The following is a 16,644-nucleotide window of genomic DNA, read 5'->3' as shown; positions in this document are numbered from 1 at the left end:
AAACTATGTCAATCAAATTAGTAGCAATCGATATTGATGGAACCTTACTTAATTCTGCTCATCAAATCAGTCCTAAAGTTAAAGAAACAATAAAAAAAGCAAATAGCCAAGGCGTTTCTATTGTTTTATGTACAGGTAGACCTTTATTGGGTGTGACTGAGCAACTAAAAGAATTAAATTTGTACGGAGACAATGATTATGTCATCACTTACAATGGTTCGCTTGTTCAGGCAACGAAATCAAAAGAAGTCATCTCAAAATATACCTTAAGTTATGAAGATTTCTTGGACATTGAATTTATGTCACGCAAAATCGGTACACATTTACACACAACAGATGAACATGCTCTTTATACTGCGAATCGTGATATTAGTAAATACTCCGTTTATGAGGCTTTCTTAGTAGATATGCCTTTAAAATATCGTACCATCGATGAAATGACCCCTGATATGAGTATTATCAAAATGATGTTTATTGATGAACCAGCGATTTTAGATGAAGCAATCACTAAAATTCCAGCTAGTTTTAAAGAAAAATATACAACGGTTAAAAGCTCGGATTTCTTTTTCGAAATTCTTAACAAAGAAGTTAGCAAAGGAAATGCTCTCGCTCGTTTAGCAAATCATTTAGGAATTGATCAATCAGAAACAATGGCAATTGGTGATAATGAAAATGATATTTCTATGATTGAATATGCAGGTGTGGGTGTAGCAATGGGAAATGCTACAGCAAATGTAAAAAATATTGCTAATGAAATCACCACAACAAATGATGAAGACGGTGTTGCAGTCGTAATCAACAAATATTTAGCTTAAATCAAATAATAAAAATCATGTATACCTCGCAGCAAAACGTTTTTTGATTCAACGTTTTGCAGTGAGGTTCTTTTGCATAACGATATCGATTTTTTACGCCAGTTTCATTTTCAAGTAATCATAAATTTGCTTTGGATCTTTACTACTATCAAGCAAATGATAAAATTGGGAATCATCTAAAAGTTGCACTAGTTCCGCCATTGCATTTAAATGGCGATTTTCTTCTGTAGCTGCTAAACAAAAAATATATTTTACCGGGTCGTTCTCCTTATTGCCAAAAACGATCGGAACACTAAGTGTCGCAATACTAATCCCTAATTCATTAACTCCATCAATTGGCCTCGCATGTGGTAAAGCAACATGTTTAGTAATTACCATATATGCGCCTTCCACTTTTGCTGTTTCAATAATTGTCTCAATGTAACTTCGAGTTATCTTACCCTTTCTTAGTAGCGGCGCAGCAGAAATTCGAATCGCTTCCTCCCAATTATTTGCTCGAACATTTAACTGAATCAAATCTGGCTCTGTAATTTCAAACAAAGAAGGCCCTTCATCCCCTCGTTGCTCGTCCTCTTGCTTATGAATCAAATAATCATATAATTCATTTTCCAAGGAAAGAGAATCAGTAATTGCCGTATGTTTCGCAACAATCTCTAAAATTTTTGCTACACTAGGCAATTTAAAGTTTAGCGTACCAATTTGACTGTATACGTCACTGATTAATCGATATTTTTCACTCGTATTCATAATTGGACTAACCACATAAACTGGTTTTTTAGTATAAAAGAGCCGAATATTTGGAACTGTTGAAAAAATCAAATCGTATGAATTTTCAAGCGCAGCAATCCCTTTTGTTTCTACTGGACCTAAAAAAGAAAATTCTGGAAATAAATTTTTTAATTCCGTATAGACAATAGAGGAACTTCCAATACCATTTGGACAAACAATCAAAGCGACTTTTTGTGGAATTGTATATTCGTCGAAACGTGAGCACAAAGAAGCGAAATGCATTGTTAAGAAGGCAACCTCATCTTCTGGAACATTATGATCAAATAAAGAAGAAATCGGTTTTAACGTCTCTTCCACAATATTATAAAGATCCGAATATTCTGTGCGAATTTTTTTGTGTAACGGATTAACAATCGGAAGCCTGAAATATAAGCGATAATAGGCAGGTCTAAAATGAGCGTATAATTGATGAATTACAACATCCCTATTGTTAAAGCGAATGCCTGAAATTGTCTCAAAACGAATTAAAATTCGTTTAACTAATTCCATAATGGTTTCAAAATCTTTTGTCACTGGATCTGGATCACCTAATGATAATCCTAAAATCCAAGCACAAAGATAAATCGCAGCTGAATAATCATCAATTTTATATTCAGTTAACAAAGCCCGCGAAAACTGGAATTCTTTCATGGTAATCAATATCGATTGATTGTATTTATTTTCAAAGACAGTCGTCGTTTGGTAGAGACGCTGCTTCAAGAAAATAAACGTATAAATGAATTCTCTTAACCGATTTTCCACAAATGAAATGTTATAACTTAAACAAAAATGTAGAACAACTTTTTTAGTTTCATCAAAATCATTTAGTTGATTTTTCTGAATAAAATAATCATAAATAAAAGTTGTATTATTTTCAGCTGTATCAAAAATAATCATTTTCATTAAAAAGTAACGAATTTCTGCTTCATCTCCAGATAAATGATACCCACTTTTTCTAGAATAAGAAATTGAAATATCAAACGTTTCAAGTTGAACGGCTAGGCTTTTTAAATCATTTAAAATAGTGGTTTTCCCCACACCAAAAGCGTCAATAAAATGATTGATTGAAAGATAGTCATCTACATAATAAAACATTAATAAATACAAGTATTTGAGCCGTTCAGAAGCATTCATCACGTAATTTTTGGTCATTGATTTATCAACTAATAGATCAATCAATTGGTCTTTGGTATTATTTTTTAAAACTAGTCGATTATTTTCAATCACTATTTTTTGAACGGCTTCTTGCTCTAACTCTTCATTTATCTTTTCCAAAGTATAATCCAATTGTCTGCGACTCAAATTCGTCTGATTTTCTAAATCTTTTATCTCATGAATTTGTCGTTCAACTAAACGTTTCATTACAATTCTTGACCGTTCATCTATCATAACGTCAACTTCATCTCCCTACGTTTGAATGAGTCTAATTACTTGTCTATTATAAGCGAGCAGCGATGATTTCCGTCAACTTTCTAGCATTTTCAGTGATCATTTCTTTGGAACCTTTTGTTAATAATGTTCCAATCCCGATACAATCGACTCCAGCATCTAACCATTCATCAATATTTTCGATTGTTGCTCCGCCTGACGACATCACAGGTAAATATGGTAATGGTGTTTTAAAGGTTGATACTAAACTTGGACCATAATAATTAGAAATCGGAAAAGCTTTTACCATAGCAGCACCATTTTCAATTGCAGTAATCGCTTCGGTCACACTTGTACAACCCGGCATGTAAGGAATTTGATATCGATTGCATAATTTTGCTACATCTTCTGAATAATTAGGTGCAATGACAAATTTAGCCCCTGCTAAAATCGCTAGACGAGCGGTTTCACTGTCTAAAATAGTTCCCGCACCAATCAATAGTTGATCACCATAGGATTCGCTTAAAAATTGAATCATCTCTCCTGCGTTAGAAAGTGTATAACTGATTTCTAAACAATCTACCCCACCTTCTAAACAGCCTTGAGCAATTTCAAGGGCACGGTCTTTTGTTTCTACTCGAACGATAGCCATAATTTTTGTTTTTTCAATTCGATTTAAAATATCATTTTTAAACATCTTTTTCCACCTTTCGAGTTTATAAATCACTAAATAAGTTTCGGTAATTTTCAATAACTGTTTTAATTTCTTTTTTATGTTCAATTGACAGCTGACTGACAGGCAATCTCGCTTGTCCGACATTGATTCCTTCTAAACAAATAGCTTCTTTCAAAACTGAAGGAATTGTACCAAATTTTAAAACACGTCTAAATTCTTCAATGCTCGCTTGACTGACTTGAGCAGCTTCAATATTTCCTTCATTAAAATAATTTATGATTGAGCCATCAATTGTGGTTAGTACATTGGATGTAGCTGCGACTGCTCCTTTTGCTCCAATCTTCAACCCCTCTAAAATTAATGAGTCAGAGCCAGATAGGACATTAAACGCTTTATCTTTTGTCTTCTCAATATACTCTTTCATATTTGTTAAATCTCCACTACTATCTTTAATCCCAATAATATTTTCATGATCTGCTAAATAGTCAACAGTACTTAAACTAATATTAATTCCAGTATTTTTGGGAATATTGTATAACATAATCGGAACTGATACCGCATCTGCAATCATCCAATAATGTCGTTTCAATTCTTCCTCCGTTGGTGTCACAAAATAAGGTGTAATAACTGATAAAGCATCTGCACCAAGCAAACTCATTTCCTTTGATAATTCAATAACATGATCTGTACTATTTCCACCCGTTCCTACATAAACTGGGACTCGACCCGCTGTTTCGTTGATCACTATTTCAGCAAATTCAAGTTTTTCTTTTATAGTAAGTACATGGAATTCTCCATTTGTACCAAGAATAAATAAACCGTCAATTTTTTTCCCAATTAATTTATTAACCAATTGTTTGGTTGCCTCTACATTTATTTTTCCTTTTGCATCAAATGGGGTTACCATTGCTGTAATTAATCCTTTAACTTCCATATTCATTCCTCACTTTTGATTATTGATCGATTTTCCTAAAGATCCGCCAGGATGCCATTTTACATACTCGTTGGGCGTTAATTTTTTTTCTTCTTGCAGTAAAACACTTAGGGACTGTAAAATCAACAGTTCAGCTAAAATTGATGCACGTGGCGGTTTATTTAGAGAATCCCCTTCTTTATCCACTCCAGCAAATAGAAAACAATCACTATTTTGAGATAACCACGAATTTTCTGCTCCAGTAACCGAGATAATTTTAGCGCCATTATTTTTCAATGTTTGTACCGTTTTAATCAGTTCTTCAGTTTCACCGCTATTGGATATTGAAATAACCACATCATTAGATCGAACCTGTCCTGCTGAACCATGAATAGCTTCAGTTCCGTCTAAAAAATAAGCAGGGGTTCCTGTAGATGAAAATAGGGAAGCCATATATTCAGCAACATGACCTGGTTTCCCTATACCTGTAACATGAACACGACCACCTATTTTTTCTGATTCAATAATCAAATTTTTTGCTTTTTGTAAGGCATCAACAGAAATCGTTCGCATAAATTTTTCAAGCTCTTCTGATGTATTAGTACAAAATGTGGTTAAAATTCTTTTTGTTTGTTGTTCACTCATCCTATTCCTCCTGATTAATTTTATAGAATCTATTAATAGTCAGACTAAAAAGGCAAGTGGAAATCATAGAATTGAAAAACCTTTTAATGCTATGATTTCTAACTCAAATATTTTGATTTCAACTATCTGACTCACCTTTTTAGCAAATATATTAAGAGAAAAGACTTAATATTTTTTCTAGTAGTATGCCAATGACATTATAATCAATATTTGGGAAAGTAGATCCTTCTAATCCCATACTTCCATAAACTGGATATAAAATGGTTGGCAAAAATGCTAACAACAAGCCCACAACGAATGATCCAGCAACGGCTCCACGCCAACCACCTGTTGAATTTCCAAACACCCCTGCTGTTCCTCCTGAAAAGAAACAGATATGAGCCGCTGGAATAATGACTACTGGAAATTTAAAAATCACCATCACAGCTACACCAACCAAGCCTGCTGCATAAGCGGATATAAAACCAACAATAACGGCAGTTGGTGCATATGGAAATACTGTCGGAACGTCTAAGGCAGGACGAGAATTCGGAATAAATTTTTCTGATATCGAAACAAAAGCAGCCGTAATTTCCGCTAAGAACATTCGAACACCTGTCATTAAAATGGACATACCAGCCGTAAAGGTAAAGGCTTGAATCATCGGGAAAACTAACCAGTGTGTTGAACCAGCAAGTTCTTCAGTTACTGCACGCCCCGCTTTTAATGCAGATACATAAAAGAGAATTAACATTATAACAGCTACACCCATTAGAAAATCTCTAAAGAAAGAAAGCCATTTAGGAAAGTTAATATCCTCAGTGTTTTTGTCTTCGTATTTACTAAATAATTTCCCGATATAACCAGATAATGAATAGCCAATCATATTAAAATGACCGATTGCTACATCATCACTTCCAATGATTTTACGCATAAACGGTTGACATAATTGTGGTAAGGCAGCTGAACAAAATCCTAAAATCGTTCCACCCAAAATAATAGCTGCTACATCAGATAGTCCATGTGATTTAATAATCAACGACAACACGCATGCAAAGAATAAACTATGCCCAGTTGTAAAAAATATATTTTTCATCGGTGTAATTCTTGCAAAAACTAAGTTCATTAAAAATCCTAGAATCAATGTACAAGAGGTTACTAACGCATATTTTTCTTGTGCTAGGGCTGTTGCAGCTTCTGGTGATGCCACAACGCCTACAATATTAAAGCCAGTTTGAAATAGTTTATTAAAGTTTTGTAAGGCACCCGTCATTAAACCACCACCAGCACTAAAAACCATAAAACCAATAATTGTTTTAAAGGTTCCAGTCAATACCTCTGTTCCTGTTTTCTTTTGTGCTACCAAACCTACAAACGCAACAATCCCAAGTAAAATTGCTGGTGTACTTAAAAAACTAATAATAAAATCCACTCAATTCATCTCCTTTGTCACATAATCACTTCTTCAGTTCTTAACTATTTAAAAAATCACTTAATTTATTTTTTATCTCTTCTTTATCAACAATATTATTGATGCCAATAATTGTTTGAGTCAATCCTTTACTTTCTAGTTCCTTAGCTACATCTGACAAGGTAATTAGTAAGTCACCATCAAATCCTGGAACTGCATCCAACGACGAATGTTCGATTTGAATAGGAAATCCATTTTCTTTAACTACTTGCTCCGTTTTTATTTTCAACATTAAACTTGAACCAACTCCTGCTCTACAGGCTACTAGTGCTTTATGCATAATTATCTGCTCCTTCTTTTGTTTGAATATACGCTAATATTTCATTCGCATCCTTTGCATGATCTAGAAGATCATAAAATTCTGGATTACTTAATAATTCGACCAATTCAGCCATCGAATCTAAATGTGTTTGACTGTCTTTGGCACTCATACAAAATAAATATTTAACAGGATCATTCACTTCATTTCCTGATAGTACCGGCTCTTTCAATATAGTGATGCCCATCGCTAAATCTAGCGCTCCATATTGAGAGGGTGCATGTGGTAAAGCTACATGTTTAGTCACAACCATATAGGGCCCAGTTGTTTTTGTTGTTTCAATAATTTTATTAATATATTCTTCTGTAACTTTGCCGTCTTCTAATAAAGGTTCTGCAGATTTTCTAATCGCATCTTCCCAATTATCAGCTTCAACACTTAGTTGAATAAATTCTTTTTTTATCATTTCGCTTAACAATATGCAACACCTCTTCTTTTTTTCCAAGCGTACGACTTGTTGTTTTCGATCACAATTTCAATATAAGTGTTTTAGTAAGGGTTTTCAATCTAATTTGATTCCTACTTTTGTATAGAGCTTAAACAAAAAGTGTTCTGAAAAATGAATTAACTAGTCACTCACTATAAAAAGTAAATGTATCATTTTTCTGATTAATGTTTAAGTCTCATATGTGTAGCATCTTCCATGTTGTGGGTGGGATAAAAGCAGCGCCTTAGGAAATAAGTCGAAATTTACAGCTCGCTGAAATCGAAGACAAACAAAAAAAGCCTAACTTTAGAAAGGATTTGAAAACGATAGTGGCGAATATTTTTGTAATTCAGCTAGAATTCATGATCATAAAGCCCCGCTTATGACAATGAGTCTCAGCTGAATTTCCAAAAAATTCGAATTCCTCAATCGTTTTCAGACACTCCCTAGTTACGACTTAATTTTATTCATTATATTTATTAATCAACCAAAATAAAACAATCAAATCTTCGTACTTTTTTTCTATAAAAACGAAACAAAAATTGGTTAGTTTTCTCACTTAATTTTATTTTTCCGTCCTAGCGAAAGATATTTTTTCCACTCTTTGACTGCCCATTTGTGACTACCTCTTTTTAATAACTCAATTCCTGCATCTACCGTTACCCAATGCAATTGATTGGTCTTTTCCAAAGGATCTCCTACTTGCTTCCAATCATCTGCTACATAAAAATAGCCTGGATTAAAATAATCTGTACTGCGATGTCTTGAATGGAAAAACTCATTCGCTTGGCCTAAATAACGACCGATAACAACTTCTACTCCTAGTTCTTCTAGCATTTCTCGATCAATTGCTGCTTCTTTCGTTTCCCCTGCTTCTATCTCCCCACTAGGTAAAAAATAAGATCCGTTTGGTGCTTGAACTAAAATAATCTGTTGTCCATCGTCTCTACTTACGATAATATAGGCACCTATTCTTTTTTTATAGGTAACATTTTCTAATTTTTCTCCAAATGTTGGTTTCTCCACGCAAACAACTCCTTTTCATTTAAACTAATTTTACATGAGAAATTCCTCATAAACAAGTTTGATCTTATCATTTTATTCACAATTTTATTTTCATCTATGCTACTATAAAGTCATACCTCATTCACTAGACTATTTGAGTTTAGATTTTAAATGAGGAAAAGAAAGGAAGTTGATCCAAATGAAAATGGCTCACACTTGTGTCCGTGTAAAAGATTTAGAAGCATCTTTAGATTTTTATCAAAAAGCTTTTCATTTTGAAGAAAGTCGTCGTCGTGATTTTCCAGAAAATAAATTTACCTTAGTTTATTTGACACTTCCTGGAGATAGTTATGAGCTAGAATTAACTTATAATTATGACCATGAAGCATATAATTTAGGAGATGGCTATGGACATATTGCTATCAGTTCTGATGACATCGAAGGCTTGCATAAAGAACAAGAAGCAGCTGGTTTTAATGTAACAGATATGAAGGGGTTACCAGGTACACCTCCATCTTACTATTTTATTACTGACCCAGATGGTTATAAGGTTGAAGTGATTAGAGCAAGATAAGAGTCGATAATTCTATAAAACCAAATAATCAGTATAAAAAATCCTCTGAACGTTTTTAAACGGAAATCATCCGTAAAATCATTCAGAGGATTATCTACTTTAGAGTCTACTAAAAATCAAATTTATCTGGGTTGGAACCAAAGCGTTCATTTTTATTTAGTTCGTTGATTTTAGTCATATCTTCTTCGGATAACTCAAAATCAAAGACATCAAAATTTTCATCTATTCTCTCTTTATGCGTTGATTTTGGAATAACTATTGTATCATTTTGAAGATGCCAACGAATAATGACTTGGGCAGATGTTTTACCGTACTTTTCACCAAGTTCAACAAGGACCGGATGTTCCAAAAGCTTTCCTTGCCCTAGAGGAGACCACGCTTCAACCGCAATATTTTTTTCTTTCAAAAAATCACGTAAGGGTTCTTGAGTCAAGCTAGGATGTAATTCGATTTGATCCACCATAGGTACTACTTTTGCCTCTTTTAGTAAATCATTGATATGGTGTTCATGAAAATTAGATACACCTATCGCCTTAGCTCTACCGCTCTCATAAATCTCTTCCATTGCTTTCCAAGACTCTTCAAATTTACCACCGACAGGCCAATGAATCAAATACAAATCAACATAATCTAATCCTAATTTACGTAAACTTTCATCAAATGCTTTTAGCGTTGATTCATATCCTTGATCAGAATTCCATAACTTAGTCGTAATATAAATTTCTTCACGTGGGATTCCAGATTGACGAATTCCTTCACCCACTCCCGCTTCATTTTTATAAACTGCAGCAGTATCAATTAACCGATATCCAGCTTCTAATGCCCATTTAACAGATGAAACAACCTCATCTCCATCTTCTACTTTCCAAACACCCAGACCAAGGCGTGGAATTTGGGTTCCATTAGATAATTCCTTATTGCTTTTTAGTACCATACAATAATCCCCTTTCAAACTCAATCTTCCTTATTGATTATTATACTACGATGAAGATTAAGAAGAAAATTTAAAGTATTAAAAAAATAAAAAATATAAAAAATTACTAGCTCTTAGACTACCCTTGAATTAGTATCAGTATGGTAACCATTGCTTCTATTTAAAACATAACTGAGATAAAAGAGGTTGGGACAAAAGTGGTTAGCTCTGAGAAATAAGAAGGAATTTCCGAAAATTGTTCTTCAAATTTTTGGTAAATTTCGGCTTATTTCCGAAAGAGCTACTTTTGCACCACCGTTTGTTCAGTTTTAAAAGATAAAACAAAAGTGGTTTTTACTTTTGTCTCATCCACCATTTCAAAAAAAACAAATAGTGAGGCAGGAAATAAAAACTCCTGCCTCAACCACGTTTAATTAATTATTTTCACTATATTTTTTTAAATTTTATTTAATCACAACATATCAAATAAAGATAATTGATTTTCATCAGGTAAATCTTTTAACACACTATTTTCAGTCATATATTCAATCAATGTTTTAGAGACCTTCCCTCGACTAGCAAGATCTTCTTTAGATAAAAATGGCTCTTTTCTAGCTTCAACAATTGATTTAGCCACGTTTAAGCCTAGACTGGGAACCGCTCTAAAAGGTGCGATTAAGGTATTCCCTTCAATAACAAAATTTTCAGCATCAGATTTATATAAATCAATCATACCGAATTTATACCCTCGCTCAATCATTTCATTAGCCAATTCCAAAACGGTTAAAAGATTTTTCTCTTTTGTAGAAGCCTCTAAACCTTTATCTTGAATTTCTTTCATGCGAGCCTTAACTGCCTCTTTGCCTTGAGACATCGCAACCAAATCAAAATCATCTGCACGAACTGAGAAATAGGCACAATAATAAAGGATTGGGAAATAAACTTTAAAATAGGCAACCCGCAGAGCCATCAATACATACGCTGCCGCATGTGCTTTCGGGAACATATATTTGATTTTAGAACATGAATCGATATACCAATCAGGTACATTATTTTCTTTCATCGCTGTTAAATAGGTTTCACGTAAATCGTCTGGAATTTTATTCCATAAGCCTTTACGCACGGTCTCCATAATCTTAAAGGCCATCCCACTATCCAAACCAGCATGAATCAAATAAACCATAATATCATCCCGACAACCAATTACTTCTGCCAGATTTGCTTCACCACGTCGGATCAATTCTTCTGCATTGCCTAACCATACATCCGTTCCATGTGATAGTCCTGAAATTTGCAATAATTCAGCAAACGTTGATGGATGCGTCTCTTCTAACATTCCACGAACAAAACGAGTCCCAAATTCCGGAATTCCCAATGTTCCCGTTTTTGAATAAATTTGTTCAGGAGTTACGCCCAATACTTCTGGTCCAGCAAAAATCCGCATCATTTCAGAATCATCGGTCGGGATTGTCTTAGGATCAATTCCAGATAAGTCTTGTAGCATCCGAATTACAGTCGGATCATCATGTCCAAGTATATCAAGTTTTAAAATATTATCATGGATTGAATGGAAATCAAAGTGGGTCGTCTTCCATTCTGATTCTTGATCATCCGCAGGATACTGAATCGGTGTAAAATCATAGACATCCATATAATCAGGGATAACAATAATTCCACCTGGATGTTGCCCCGTTGTTCGTTTTACACCAGTAGAACCTTTAGCTAAACGGTCGATTTCAGCAGCGCGAAAATTCAAATTGTGATCTCGTTCATATCCCTTAACAAAACCATACGCCGTTTTATCTGCTACCGTACCAATTGTTCCTGCTCGATAAACATATTCTTCTCCAAATAATACTTTCGTATAGTTATGAGCTTCTGCTTGATAATCTCCAGAAAAGTTCAAATCAATATCGGGTACCTTATCACCATGAAACCCTAAGAACGTTTCAAAAGGAATATCATGACCATCCTTAAATAGGCGATGATCACAATTTGGACATTTTTTTTCTGGCATATCAAATCCAGAACCATAAGAACCATCCTCGAAAAACTCTGAGTATTGACAATTTGGACAGTAATAATGTGGAGCTAAAGGATTTACTTCTGTAATCCCAGTCATTGTAGCCACGAAACTTGAGCCAACTGAACCACGCGATCCCACTAAATAACCATCTTCCATACTTTTATGCACTAATTTTTGTGAAATTAAGTAGATTACTGAAAACCCATTTCCAATAATACTGTCTAATTCTTTTTTTAGTCTTTTTTCAACAATATCGGGTAGTGGACTTCCATATAATTCTTTGGCACGATCATAACTCAAATTGCGAATTTCGTCTTCGGAACCTGAAATTTTCGGTGTATATAAATCATCTTTAACCGGAGTGATTTCGTCACACATATCAGCAATTGCATTGGTATTTTCTACCACAATCTTATGAGCAACTTCTTCACCCAAAAATTGAAAAGCAGTCAACATCTCATCCGTCGTTCTAAAATGAACTAAAGGTAAGCTGTGGCGATTTAATGGATTCGCCCCTCCCATCGAGCCAACTAAAATTTTACGATACACGCGATCTTCTTCATTTAGATAATGAACATTTCCTGTTGCCACAACTGGTTTATCTAATTCAGTACCGATTTGAACTAAATTTCGAATAATTTCTTCTAAATCTTGTTCACTTTTGACTAATTCTTGTTCAAGTAACGGTGCATAAACTGCCTTTGGCATTACTTCGATATAATCATAGAATTTAGCGCGATTCTTCGCTTCTTCAACCCCTTTTTGCATCATAGCTTCAAAAATTTCTCCACTTGAGCAGGCAGAACCTACAATTAGGCCTTCTCTTAGTTTACTTAACTGTGAGCGAGGAATTCTTGGAATTCTGAAAAAATAATTAACATTAGACATTGAAATTAATTTAAATAAATTTTTCAATCCCGCTTGGGTTGTCGCTAAAATCGTTGCATGAAAAGGACGCGCTCGTTTATAGGAATCTCCTTCACCAATATGTAGATTCAATTCATCATGATAATGCATATTGTGATTTTCTTTAGCATCCTTTAAAAAAATCCAGCACAAATGGCCAGTTGATTCTGAATCATAAATCGCACGGTGATGCTGTTCTAAGTTGACACCAAACTTTTTGGATAACGTATTTAGACGATGACTTTTAAATGTAGGATGTAAAAATCTTGAAAGCTCTAGTGTATCAATTACGGGATTATCTGCTTCAGGAATTCCATATTTTTCATAACTTGTATTTAAGAATCCCATATCAAATGAAGCATTATGCGCAACTAAAATTGTTCCTTTTGAAAACTCTTTAAACATAGTTAATACTTCTTCTTCTGATTTTGATCCTCTAACCATTTCATCTGTGATTCCAGTAAGATTAATCGTGGTTTGGGATAAAGGATGTCCTGGATCAATAAATTGTTCAAACGTTTCAATAATATTCCCTTTATGCATTTTTACAGCAGCTAGTTCAATAATGGTATCATAAACAGCTGATAACCCCGTCGTTTCCACGTCAAATACAACATAGGTTGCATCTGTTAATTCAATATGAGCTTCATTGTAGGCAATTGGGACTCCATCATCGACAATATTTGCTTCAATTCCATAAAGAATTTTAACGCCGGCTTTCTTCCCTGCACTATGCGCATCTGGAAAAGCTTGCGCGCCAGCATGATCTGTGATTGCGATTGCCTTATGACCCCATTTACCAGCTTGTGTTACAAAATCAGCCACATTATTTGTCGCATCCATTGTACTCATATTACTATGCAAATGTAATTCTACTCGTTTATCATCTTCTGGTGCATAGTCTTTCCTAGGCGCATGTTTCACTTCAGCTAAATCCTGACAATTCATAACTAAATCACGCATAAAGGTATCTTCTTGAACACTCCCACGCACACGAACCCAACTTTTACTTTGAATGGCATCAAAAATTTGTTCATCTTTTTCACCATTAGAAAATTTCTTAACAATAAAAGATGAAGTATAATCAGTTATTTTTAAAATCAAAATTTTTCGCTTAGATCGAAGTTCACGAACTTCTTTATCAAAAATAAAACCCTCGATTGTTACACGGCGTTCTTCTTCAAGAATATTCGCCATTGGCATGATTGGTTCATCATTTGGAATATTACGACCTAATCGAACTGGACCATCTATCACAGGATTTTGCTGTTTTTCCTTTTTCTTTTGTTCCAATTTAACAAGAGAATCTGCCGCTTGTTGTTGGAAAGCTGCTGCTTGTTCTAACTTACGTTCTTCAAATTGTTCCAGAACTTTTTTCGCTTGTTGCTCGTCCATTCTTGGTTCAATATGAAATTTTGGAAAACCATAGTCCATAAATAATTTTTCGATTATCGGTAAATACTGTTGTTTAAGATACGGGATGACTGCATCATTATCAACAGGTAAAATGACTTTTTTATCCTCTAAAATAGGGACTTGAGTCTTCATCACTCGTTGAACAAGAGGCGTATCACATTGGTTACTTAACAGTGCTAGTTGCCAATATTGAGCTAATTGTTCTGATGTAAATTCTTTTGTATTGGTTGATATGCTAACAGTAACACTCGCAATTTCGCTAAAAGCTAAAACTAACCGTTGCATAAAAGATTGATAGAGCATGACAGGTAAAATTTCAGAGAATTCTAAATGAAATTCCCACACACGGCTTTGTTGATGAACGACTACTTTTTCAATGCTTCCTTGCTTGATCAATGGATGCTCACGTTCATTTCCATCTAACTGAATTTGATCAATCAGTTTCGCAAATAATTCTTGCTTGTTTTCAGCCATAAATTGAACCTCCTTACTTAATTAGAAAAAGGCCCTCAGACATTTCTGTCCAGTGCCCAACATTAATAAGTATACTATTATTTTGCTTGAAATACAATCTGAGGTCTGTCTGAAAACTATAGCAATGACTCGTTTTCAGACAGACCAAAACTTTATGATAAACGCTTATTATTCTTTATCCGCATTCAATAAAATAGATAGGGTACTTTGTAATTCTTCTTTACGTACCTCGACCATTTCACCCGTACGTTTAATTTTTACTTCTACGACGCCATCGACAGCTTTTTTCCCAACGGTTATTCTAACAGGACAACCAATCAAATCAGCATCAGCAAATTTCACACCTGCTCGTTCGTTGCGATCATCAACTAAAACTTCATAGCCAGAAGCAGTCATCATTTCCTCAACTTCCAACGATAACTTAGTTTGATAATCATCTTTGACATTCATTTGAACAATGTGCAAATCAAATGGAGCAATTCCAGCTGGCCAGTTAATGCCATTTTCATCCGCATTTTGTTCAACAATTGCAGACAATAAACGGCTGACACCAATCCCATAGCAACCCATTGTTACTAATTTTTCACGACCATTTTCATCTAAAACAGTTGCGTTCATCGATTCGCTATAACGCGTTCCAAGTTTAAAAATATGACCAATTTCGATTCCTTTTGTAAAAGTCAAAACACCGTTACCATCAGGAGACGGATCTCCCTCTTGAACAAAGCGTAAATCTTCATAAGAAATCGCAGTAAAATCACGTTCTGGATTAATATTAATTAAGTGGAAGCCAGTTTCATTTGCACCAGCTACTGCATTCGCCAAATCTTGGACATGAACATCCGCATATAATTTAACTTCTTCTGGTAAATTTACAGGTCCAATAGATCCGAAATCAGCACCAATATATTTTTTAGCTTCTTCATCTGTAGCTTCTTCTAAGAAGTCCACACCTAATTTATTTTTTAATTTGACTGTATTTACTTCATGATCACCACGAACTAAAACCAACACAGGTTCTTCATCCGCAATAAATAAAATTGATTTGATAATTTTTTGTGGTTCAATAGCCAAAAATTCTGCTACTTCAGCAATAGAAGCTACATTTGGTGTTGCTACTTTTTCAATCTCTAATTGCGTTTCATGAGATTTTTTAGCTGTATAAAGACTTGTTGCCATTTCTAAATTCGCTGCATAATCACTTTCAGTTGAATAACAAATCGTGTCTTCACCAATCGCTGAAATTGCCATAAATTCTTTCGAGTCTTTTCCGCCCATTGCACCACCATCTCCAATGATAGCTAGGAAATCTAAGCCACAACGGTCAAAAATATTACTGTACGCTTTTTCATAATCTTTGTATGTCTCATCTAAACTTTCATCACTTGAATGGAAAGAGTAGCCATCTTTCATGATAAATTCTCTTCCTCTTAACAAGCCAAAACGAGGACGTTTTTCATCACGGTATTTAGTTTGAATCTGGAATAGATTTAATGGTAGTCGCTTATATGAATTTACTTCATCACGAATCAATTCAGTAAACGTTTCTTCGTGTGTAGGGCCAAGAATATAGTCACGACCATTACGATCTTTTAAACGATACAAATTAGGACCATAAGTTTCATATCGACCAGATTCTTTCCACAATTCTGCAGGTAGTAACATTGGCATCAACATTTCAACTGCATCGATTTTTTCAAATTCTTCACGCATGATTTTTTTCAATTTTTCTAATACACGATTAGCTAAAGGTAAATAACTATAAATTCCTGCTGAGACTTGGCGAATGTATCCAGCTCGTAATAACATTTGATGGCTGATAACTTCCGCATCATTCGGTACCTCTCTTAAAGTGGGAATTAACATTTTTGACTGTTTCATTAAAACTCTCCTTTGCGTACTATCTATAAAAGTTACGTGACAAAAATCCCCCAAAGTTCAATTCATCA

At 34.4% G+C, this 16,644-nt stretch carries 13 protein-coding genes; 2 read left to right on the top strand and 11 right to left on the bottom strand.

What is annotated here, in order from left to right; all coding sequences use genetic code 11:
• Positions 1 to 5: 5 nt before the first annotated feature.
• Entirely contained in the window at positions 6 to 815 is an 810-nt protein-coding gene (gene yidA, locus ACYSNW_RS04430) for a sugar-phosphatase (protein ID WP_461743247.1), read from the top strand.
• A 93-nt stretch (positions 816 to 908) separates the two neighbouring features.
• On the opposite strand, the gene ACYSNW_RS04425 is transcribed toward yidA, so the two are convergent.
• From ACYSNW_RS04425 to ACYSNW_RS04390, 8 genes are all read right to left on the bottom strand, one after another.
• A complete protein-coding gene (locus ACYSNW_RS04425) occupies positions 909 to 2,972 on the bottom strand; it encodes a BglG family transcription antiterminator (RefSeq protein ID WP_461743246.1) in 2,064 nt (687 codons plus the stop codon).
• A gap of 49 nt (positions 2,973 to 3,021) precedes the next feature.
• Positions 3,022 to 3,648 (bottom strand): beta/alpha barrel domain-containing protein, encoded by a 627-nt coding sequence (locus ACYSNW_RS04420; RefSeq protein WP_461743245.1) that lies wholly within the window; start codon positions 3,646 to 3,648, stop codon positions 3,022 to 3,024.
• A gap of 19 nt (positions 3,649 to 3,667) precedes the next feature.
• Positions 3,668 to 4,561, bottom strand: coding sequence for a 4-hydroxy-tetrahydrodipicolinate synthase (gene dapA, locus ACYSNW_RS04415; RefSeq protein ID WP_461743244.1), 894 nt, complete (start codon positions 4,559 to 4,561; stop codon positions 3,668 to 3,670).
• A gap of 9 nt (positions 4,562 to 4,570) precedes the next feature.
• Positions 4,571 to 5,185: a KpsF/GutQ family sugar-phosphate isomerase gene (locus ACYSNW_RS04410; RefSeq protein WP_461743243.1), complete on the bottom strand. Its 615-nt coding sequence runs from the start codon at positions 5,183 to 5,185 to the stop codon at positions 4,571 to 4,573.
• 151 nt (positions 5,186 to 5,336) lie between these two features.
• A complete protein-coding gene (locus tag ACYSNW_RS04405) occupies positions 5,337 to 6,596 on the bottom strand; it encodes a PTS ascorbate transporter subunit IIC (RefSeq protein WP_461743242.1) in 1,260 nt (419 codons plus the stop codon).
• A gap of 40 nt (positions 6,597 to 6,636) precedes the next feature.
• Positions 6,637 to 6,915: a PTS sugar transporter subunit IIB gene (locus ACYSNW_RS04400; RefSeq protein WP_461743241.1), complete on the bottom strand. Its 279-nt coding sequence runs from the start codon at positions 6,913 to 6,915 to the stop codon at positions 6,637 to 6,639.
• Positions 6,908 to 7,372 (bottom strand): PTS sugar transporter subunit IIA, encoded by a 465-nt coding sequence (locus tag ACYSNW_RS04395; RefSeq protein ID WP_461743240.1) that lies wholly within the window; start codon positions 7,370 to 7,372, stop codon positions 6,908 to 6,910. The genes ACYSNW_RS04400 and ACYSNW_RS04395 overlap by 8 nt, the downstream gene beginning before the upstream one ends.
• A 564-nt stretch (positions 7,373 to 7,936) precedes the next feature.
• Positions 7,937 to 8,407, bottom strand: coding sequence for an NUDIX hydrolase (locus ACYSNW_RS04390; RefSeq protein ID WP_461743239.1), 471 nt, complete (start codon positions 8,405 to 8,407; stop codon positions 7,937 to 7,939).
• Positions 8,408 to 8,585: 178 nt separating this feature from the next.
• Here ACYSNW_RS04390 and gloA point away from each other — a divergent pair, with 178 nt between their 5' ends.
• Positions 8,586 to 8,960: a lactoylglutathione lyase gene (gloA, locus tag ACYSNW_RS04385; RefSeq protein WP_461743238.1), complete on the top strand. Its 375-nt coding sequence runs from the start codon at positions 8,586 to 8,588 to the stop codon at positions 8,958 to 8,960.
• A 109-nt stretch (positions 8,961 to 9,069) separates the two neighbouring features.
• Here the strand turns inward: gloA and ACYSNW_RS04380 are convergent, their stop codons facing one another.
• From ACYSNW_RS04380 to ACYSNW_RS04370, 3 genes are all read right to left on the bottom strand, one after another.
• Positions 9,070 to 9,894 (bottom strand): aldo/keto reductase, encoded by an 825-nt coding sequence (locus tag ACYSNW_RS04380; RefSeq protein ID WP_461743237.1) that lies wholly within the window; start codon positions 9,892 to 9,894, stop codon positions 9,070 to 9,072.
• A 451-nt stretch (positions 9,895 to 10,345) separates the two neighbouring features.
• Positions 10,346 to 14,695, bottom strand: a complete 4,350-nt coding sequence (locus tag ACYSNW_RS04375) for a PolC-type DNA polymerase III (RefSeq protein WP_461743235.1) — start codon at positions 14,693 to 14,695, stop codon at positions 10,346 to 10,348.
• A gap of 168 nt (positions 14,696 to 14,863) precedes the next feature.
• On the bottom strand, positions 14,864 to 16,576 hold the full coding sequence (locus ACYSNW_RS04370; protein WP_461743234.1) for a proline--tRNA ligase: 1,713 nt from the start codon (positions 16,574 to 16,576) through the stop codon (positions 14,864 to 14,866).
• Positions 16,577 to 16,644: the final 68 nt, after the last annotated feature.

Source organism: Enterococcus sp. LJL99 (genome assembly GCF_054871725.1).
The sequence above is the reverse complement of the archived record's forward strand: the minus strand, read 5'-3'. Positions and strand labels throughout refer to the sequence as shown.

Bases quoted from the DNA above. Each gene is read 5' to 3' on its own strand.
- yidA (WP_461743247.1), top strand. From the start codon at position 6: ATGTCAATCAAATTAGTAGCAATCGATATTGATGGAACCTTACTTAAT.
- ACYSNW_RS04425 (WP_461743246.1), bottom strand. From the start codon at position 2,972: ATGATAGATGAACGGTCAAGAATTGTAATGAAACGTTTAGTTGAACGA.
- ACYSNW_RS04420 (WP_461743245.1), bottom strand. From the start codon at position 3,648: ATGTTTAAAAATGATATTTTAAATCGAATTGAAAAAACAAAAATTATG.
- dapA (WP_461743244.1), bottom strand. From the start codon at position 4,561: ATGGAAGTTAAAGGATTAATTACAGCAATGGTAACCCCATTTGATGCA.
- ACYSNW_RS04410 (WP_461743243.1), bottom strand. From the start codon at position 5,185: ATGAGTGAACAACAAACAAAAAGAATTTTAACCACATTTTGTACTAAT.
- ACYSNW_RS04400 (WP_461743241.1), bottom strand. From the start codon at position 6,915: ATGCATAAAGCACTAGTAGCCTGTAGAGCAGGAGTTGGTTCAAGTTTA.
- gloA (WP_461743238.1), top strand. From the start codon at position 8,586: ATGAAAATGGCTCACACTTGTGTCCGTGTAAAAGATTTAGAAGCATCT.
- ACYSNW_RS04380 (WP_461743237.1), bottom strand. From the start codon at position 9,894: ATGGTACTAAAAAGCAATAAGGAATTATCTAATGGAACCCAAATTCCA.
- ACYSNW_RS04375 (WP_461743235.1), bottom strand. From the start codon at position 14,695: ATGGCTGAAAACAAGCAAGAATTATTTGCGAAACTGATTGATCAAATT.
- ACYSNW_RS04370 (WP_461743234.1), bottom strand. From the start codon at position 16,576: ATGAAACAGTCAAAAATGTTAATTCCCACTTTAAGAGAGGTACCGAAT.